Genomic DNA, 6,000 nt, shown 5'->3' with positions numbered 1-6,000 from the left:
CCTGCACTCCGGTGCGGCTCCGGCCCGGGGCCCCCGTCAACACAGTGCTGACGACAGCAATCACATCCACGGAATCGGCACACGGAAGCCAGCAGCAAAAACTCGCCCAAGACCTGGTGTCCCGCTTCGCCAATCCTCCGTCGCGGAACTCCGATAACTGAGTCAGACCCTGTGCAACAGGACATCGGCTACCGGCGAGAGTGGAAAACGCCCCGCTCCTCAGCACAGGATCGCGTCAGGCTTCGGAGCCCGGAGCGCCACGGACGATGTCCTTCGCGGGATCGAACTCACCGGAAAGCTCGTGATCGTGACCGGCGGCTACTCGGGCCGGGGCTGGAGACGACGCGGGCGCTCGCCGGCGCCGGTGCCCATGTCGTGGTGCCTGCCAGGCGCCGCGCTGCCGAGTTGAAACGCGCTCGAGGTCAGACGCGTGGCCGAGCCTGGCCCCACGCCGCATCCATCAGGTCACCTCGAACCCACCACAAGATCGATTGTCAGACACCACCTAGGCGAAGGCCTTCCGCAGCTCGCCGATGTTCTCCCGCGTGACCTGCCACAACTCCTCCTGCCGGCCCCGGACGTCGGCCACCGCCACCGCGTGGTCGGCGAGCACTCCCAGGGCGCGCTCGGTGAGCTTCGCCTCCAGATCCTCGTCGTGCACCGAGACCCCCCACTCGGGGCGGTCGATGTCGGACAGGAAATAGGCGAGCTTGGGATGGGACACCAGGCTGATGATCGGCGTTCCGCAGCCGAAGGGGATCATCCCGGCATGCCCTCGCATCCCGATCGCCAGCTTCGTGCGCCGGTAGATGTCCCGCACCTCGTCGTTCGACGCGTCGTACAGGGGCTCGATGGGGAGCCTGATGCCGTACTCCCGGCGCAGATCATGGACGAACTTCTCGTCGGGTTGCATATGGGCCGCGTACCGCAGGTCGGCGTGCTCCCTCAGTGTGCGCACCGCGCCGGCCATCTGGGCCAGGAAGTAGCCGTAGTCATGACCGAAGCGCAGTCCGGACCGGTCGTAGGCGCAATTGAGCAGTACCGTCTCGTCGCGCTGCGCGGGATCGGTCCAGCCCGGGACGAGCTGCCGGAGCACCGTGGTGGGGCAGGGCTGATACACCACACGGTCGCGCAGCCCGGCGGGGAGAAGTTCACGGACCCGTTCGATGGAACCGTGGTTGCGCAGGCCGAAGAAGGCCGAGCGGTCGACCAGCGCCTCGAGGCTCTTGGCGAACCGCTGACGCCGGTAGAGCTGGCCGTCGAAGATGTTGTAGCCGACCGCGAACACCGCCAGCGGCACCGTGATCCGGGCCAGCGTCCGGTCCTCGATGTTCCACTGCCAGGCGCTGCTGTCGTTCGGCGCGGTGTCCGGGAGGAACAGGCCGCCGCCCCCTACGACCACTCCGCGGCGGGCGTTCACACGCTCCAGCGCCGCGTCGTCGAAGTACCGGTGCACATGGACCGGCAGCCAGCGGTCGGGCCCGGTGTCCTCGTCCAGGCACATGCGTACCGCCTCGGGCAGCACCTTGTCGCCCGCGTTCTCCTTGCCGTCGGAGAACAGTGCCACGTGTGCCAGCTGCTCGCCCGCTTCGGTGTCCGGTCCTGACGCGTCTTCCTCGGTGGGCAGCGTTCGCCGGTGCATGATGCGGCAGCCGACGTGGGTGGGGTCGGCGTCCAGCCCTTCGCCCGCGTAGGCGTGGGCGGTGTCGTCGGCGCCTCGCACCCAGGCGAGCCGGGCCAGCTGCCCGTACGCCTCCCCTGCGATCTCGGGTGCCGCTGATGCCAGCAGCAGGTGTATCTCGGCCTCGTCGTAGCGGGACATCGCCATCAGCGAGGTCCCGAGCACCAGATGGCAGCGGGGCCGGTCGGCGTCAGTCGCCACCAGGGGCCCGAGGAGGTCGATCGCGTCCTGGTGGCGGCCCTGCCGCCGGTAGACCTCCGCGAGCTGACGGGCCAGATCCAACTGCGGGCGCCGCTCGAGCAGCGGAAGGCCGAAGTGCTCGAGCAGTTCGGGGTGTTTGGCTCCGCGGAGTGTGCAGTACGCGGTGTGGAACTCCTCGTCGGACAGCTCGAATCGGCTCCTGCACCGCTCCGCGGGCTCGTACCCGGTGCCGCCTGCCCCGGCGGTGAAACGCAGGACTACGGCGTTCTCCGGCACGGGTGCGTCGTCGAACAGCCGGTACGCCAGGAAGTCGTACCGCGCGTCCAGCCGTACGAGCACATCTTCCAGCTCCCTGTCGAGGCAACCGCTGGAGCCGTCGGCAAGCCGGGTGCGCAGGGAGGCGTCCAGCGAGGCTCCCTGGATGACCAGCAGGCCGTCGCCCAGGACGGTCCGCCGTTCCTTGGACGGATCCTCGGTCAGCAGCTGGGGAACCGCTCCCACTCCGCCGCGCATCCGCAGCAGCTCTCCGAGGTCTCCGACGACGACCATGCCGGTGTCCAGCACGATGACCGTGTCGTAGTCGTCGACGAGGAAAACCTCGCGGCGCGTGGCAGCGCGGCGGGTGACGATGCGCGGGTGCAGGCGCCTGACGTCGTCGAGGCGCGAGTCGGGAAGACCCGCATGGAGGAGGACGAAGTCCTCGCACAGCTGGGGGTTGGACAGGGCCAGGCTGCGCAGCAGCACGAGGAGACCGGGCAGCCGGTCCTCATCGGCGTAGCAGGCGAAGGCGATCCGGCGTTTGCCGGTCACCGCGCGTCTGTCGTCCGCGGTGCGGGTCATCGCAGGGCGATCCTTATCTGTGTGCCGTCGTTCTCGACGCCCGGGGGTTCCGTGTCCTTCGCGTGGGCCATGACCCATTCCCGCTCCTGCGGGCGCAGTCGGCCGGGCAGGCCGAAGCCGAAGAGGTCGATGCGCGGACTGACGTCGAGGAAGTCCAGCAGACGGAGCACGGTGTAGCCGGTGGTGGGTTCGCGGTCGCCACCTTCGCCCATGAGGGAGGGGTCGGACACAGGCCGCCGGAGGGCCGAGTTGCCGACATGGGTCTGCGCTCCGGGGACCAGCCGCCGCCGAACCGCCTGCCGCCACGCCGGGGCCGACTCCCCGAAGACCAGCCGGGTCCGTACGGGATGACTCCAGCGGGGGCCTTCCCACGGCGCCTCGCCACGGAGGGAGACCGCGTGCACGTCGGTGCGCTCACCCGCGTCGGCCGCGCGAGCCGCGAAAGCGTCGCACCGGATGACCAGGTCGTAGGAGTCGATCTCATCGCCCCGTATGCACTCGGCGACCGGCCTGGCGTCGGCGACCAGGCAGACCGTACGACCGGTGATCAGGTTCCGGAAGTCACCGACCCCCAGCGGTTCGCTCCCGCCGAGCAGCGGGTCGGTCATCCTGCTCTGGACGGTCAGCCGGCGGTAGGTCGCGTACAGCTCGACGAGCCGCCTTCGCTCGGGGACGCCCGGGCCCCGCTCCCCCATCCGCAGCTGTACGTACTCGGTGAACGCGGCCTTCACCGAGGCCGGAGACCTCATGTCGGCCGCGAACGGGTCGGCTCCCGGAAACAGCCGTGCCGCCTCCTCCAGACACGCCCGCATCTCCCGCAGCCTGGCGAGCCGCAGCGCGATGTCACCGCCCCCGTCGGGGCTCTGCAGGCCGAGATGACGCTCGTACGCGGTGATGGCGTCCGCGTCCCGGCCGAGCGCCTCCAGGGCGAGTCCGCGCAGCCGCCAGGCGCCCTTGGAGCGCTCGCGGATCTCCGTCGCCGTCTCCGCGACGGCCAGGGCGAGCCGCAGTTCGATCTCCCCGTCGGCTTCCAGCGCGCGATTCCCGGTCCGCAGCAGGGCGTCGAACGGATCGGCCGAGGCCGCCCCCTGTGCCTCAAGGAGCGAACCGATCGACGCGGCCAGTCGCATGCGCCGCGGGTCGGGCTTGTCACTCAGCCCGGTGAGGTACTCCACGCCGAGCCGGACGCCGTCGGCCAGCAGCGCGGCTTGCCGCGCTGCTGCCCGCGCGCTTCGCCGCCGAGCCTTGAACACCCTTGAAAGGGTCACCGTCATGCCATTTCACCTTCAGCAGGAGGAAACCGACTGTGCCCCAGAATCTGGCGGCTCGGGTGATCCCAAGGCGTGCCGCAGATGAACATTCCATACGCCCACTCAGGTCCCGGAGTCGCCGATTCGGCTCCTTCCTCCGCCGCGGTAGGAGCGGGAACCGTGGTCGCCGGGCCTCCCCGTACCGGACATACAGCACGGCCTCTGCGTCCGGACGGCGCTTTTCAGGGAGGTCCGGAGGTCGTGTGGCGGCCTGGGCTCTCGAGCAGCGCGGACTGATCAAACGAAGTTGGCGCGGAAGTACGCATGTGGCAGTCGTGACTACTGACGGCCAGTGCTACCTCACCCTGAAATCCGGCAACTTCGGCACCGACGACTTCTTCATGAAGGCCTTCGACGCACTCAGCGCGCCCTGAGGGAGCCCTCATGCCTCCGGCAGCACTCCGCGCAGGCGGACCTGGGCGCGGTGCATCCGCTCACCCTCGATCGCGAGGTCGGGCGCGAGCAGGGTCTGTATCAGCAGTCCGTGGAAGAGGGCCAGCGCCAGGCCAGCCGCGTCCCGGCCTTCCTCGTCGTCGCCGAGCCCCAGGAGCGCGGCGACGTCGGGGCGCGTACGTCGGAATCCCTCGGCGAGGGTGTCCCTGATCGAGGCGTCGTGCTGCGCTCTGGCAAGGGCGGTGACGTAGTGCCTGGCGAGGCCCGTATGGCTGTCCCGAGTGCCCGTGACGGCCTCGGACGCGGCACGGTACCGCTCCTCGGGCGTCCGATCGGCCAGGTCCCCCAGACCTGCTGCGACTTCGGCGAGCCACCGGTCGAGGCCCGCGATCGCCGCCTCGGTCACCAGGGCGTCCTTCGAGCCGAAGTGGTAGGCGATCGACGCGAGGTTGGCTCCCGATTCGTCGGCGATCGCCCGCGCGGTGATCCGCTCGGGCGGCAGCCGCTCCAGGCAGCGCAGCGTGCCCTCGATGAGCTGTGAACGGTTGCTGCGCTGCGGGCTCATTTCTCCCCGGTCCCTGTCGGTTGCAAGGAAAGTATACAGATGTTTAGATTGGAGCTAGTCAGTCGGCGACGTCCTGCTCTCGCACTCGGGCGTGCCCGCCGGGGAGGTACCCGTGTTCATAGCCACAGCAGTCGTCTCCGTCCTGCTCGCCGCCGTGCTGATCGTCTCGGCGACGAAGAAGCTCAGCCACGAGGAGCCCGTCGTACGCGGCTACGCCAAGGTCGGCGTGCCCGAGGGCAAGCTCAACGTCCTGGCGCTCCTCCTCCTCGCCGGAGCCGCCGGACTGGTCAGCGGTCTCGTCTGGAAGCCCTTGGGCGTGGCCGCCGCGTCGGCTCTCGTCGGTTACTTCCTGCTCGCGGTCGCGGCCCACGTGCGGGCCGACGACCGGGCCCGTCTGGGCCCGCCGCTCGTGCTGCTGGTCCTGGCCGCGGCGGCACTTGCTCTACGCCTCGCGACAGCCTGAGACGTACGCGCCGCTGACTCGTGCGCGTCGTCGGCCCAAAGCCATGGCACGCGGTGGCCGACGCCAACGTGGACCACCTGCTGCGCCCACCTGACCCACCTGTCGGGGCTTCAACGGCTCGCCGCCACCGCCCACCGACATCCAGGCAACGCTGTTGTGGCCCCGGTTGGAGACATAGACGGTCCGCCCGCCGGCCGCGACGGCCACCTCCGCCGGAAAGTCCGAACGGCACCTCCGCCCCCCGGCGCCGCGCGCGGGGCGCCCGTGGTCAATCCGCGCCGCCCTGCATCGGGGCCCAGAACTCCTCGAACGACATCGTGCCGTCGCCATCCGTGTCGAGTACGTCGATGAATTGCTGCGCCTGCTCGTCCGTGAGGTGCTCGCCGCGCAGCTCGGCGACTACCTGCTGGTATTCCTTGGCGGTTATCTGCCCGTCGCCATCGAGGTCGTATGCATCGAAGACCTTGCGCGCGGCCGCTTTCATGTCCACCACGTGAGTTCGCCCTTCCTCGTTGGATGTTGAGCGATGTTACTGCGGCGGCTACAC

At 69.6% G+C, this 6,000-nt stretch carries 6 protein-coding genes and 1 pseudogene; 2 read left to right on the top strand and 5 right to left on the bottom strand.

What is annotated here, in order from left to right; genetic code table 11:
• Window positions 1–169: 169 nt before the first annotated feature.
• Window positions 170–402 (top strand): annotated as a pseudogene (locus ACRDP3_RS17975) (hypothetical protein); the annotation flags it as partial.
• A gap of 103 nt (window positions 403–505) precedes the next feature.
• Here the strand turns inward: ACRDP3_RS17975 and ACRDP3_RS17970 are convergent.
• From ACRDP3_RS17970 to ACRDP3_RS17960, 3 genes are all read right to left on the bottom strand, one after another.
• Window positions 506–2,722, bottom strand: a complete 2,217-nt coding sequence (locus ACRDP3_RS17970) for a polysaccharide pyruvyl transferase family protein (RefSeq protein WP_431517980.1) — start codon at window positions 2,720–2,722, stop codon at window positions 506–508.
• Complete coding sequence (locus ACRDP3_RS17965) at window positions 2,719–3,996, bottom strand: hypothetical protein (protein ID WP_431517979.1); 1,278 nt, start codon at window positions 3,994–3,996, stop codon at window positions 2,719–2,721. The genes ACRDP3_RS17970 and ACRDP3_RS17965 overlap by 4 nt, the downstream gene beginning before the upstream one ends.
• A gap of 418 nt (window positions 3,997–4,414) precedes the next feature.
• The gene (locus ACRDP3_RS17960; RefSeq protein WP_431517978.1) at window positions 4,415–4,990 is read right to left on the bottom strand and encodes a TetR/AcrR family transcriptional regulator; all 576 of its coding nucleotides are present in this window, start codon (window positions 4,988–4,990) and stop codon (window positions 4,415–4,417) included.
• Window positions 4,991–5,102: 112 nt separating this feature from the next.
• Between ACRDP3_RS17960 and ACRDP3_RS17955 the strand changes: the two genes are divergently transcribed.
• The gene (locus ACRDP3_RS17955) at window positions 5,103–5,453 is read left to right on the top strand and encodes a DoxX family protein (RefSeq protein WP_431517977.1); all 351 of its coding nucleotides are present in this window, start codon (window positions 5,103–5,105) and stop codon (window positions 5,451–5,453) included.
• Here ACRDP3_RS17955 and ACRDP3_RS17950 read toward each other — a convergent pair.
• Entirely contained in the window at window positions 5,433–5,783 is a 351-nt protein-coding gene (locus tag ACRDP3_RS17950; RefSeq protein WP_431517976.1) for a beta-propeller fold lactonase family protein, read from the bottom strand. The genes ACRDP3_RS17955 and ACRDP3_RS17950 overlap by 21 nt on opposite strands.
• A complete protein-coding gene (locus ACRDP3_RS17945) occupies window positions 5,722–5,937 on the bottom strand; it encodes an EF-hand domain-containing protein (protein WP_431517981.1) in 216 nt (71 codons plus the stop codon). Before ACRDP3_RS17945 ends, ACRDP3_RS17950 begins: the two co-directional genes overlap by 62 nt.
• Window positions 5,938–6,000 lie beyond the last annotated feature (63 nt).

The sequence above is a fragment of the Streptomyces sp. genome (assembly GCF_050698815.1).
Taxonomy (GTDB): domain Bacteria; phylum Actinomycetota; class Actinomycetes; order Streptomycetales; family Streptomycetaceae; genus Streptomyces.
This window is presented reverse-complemented; position numbering and strand designations above follow the sequence as displayed.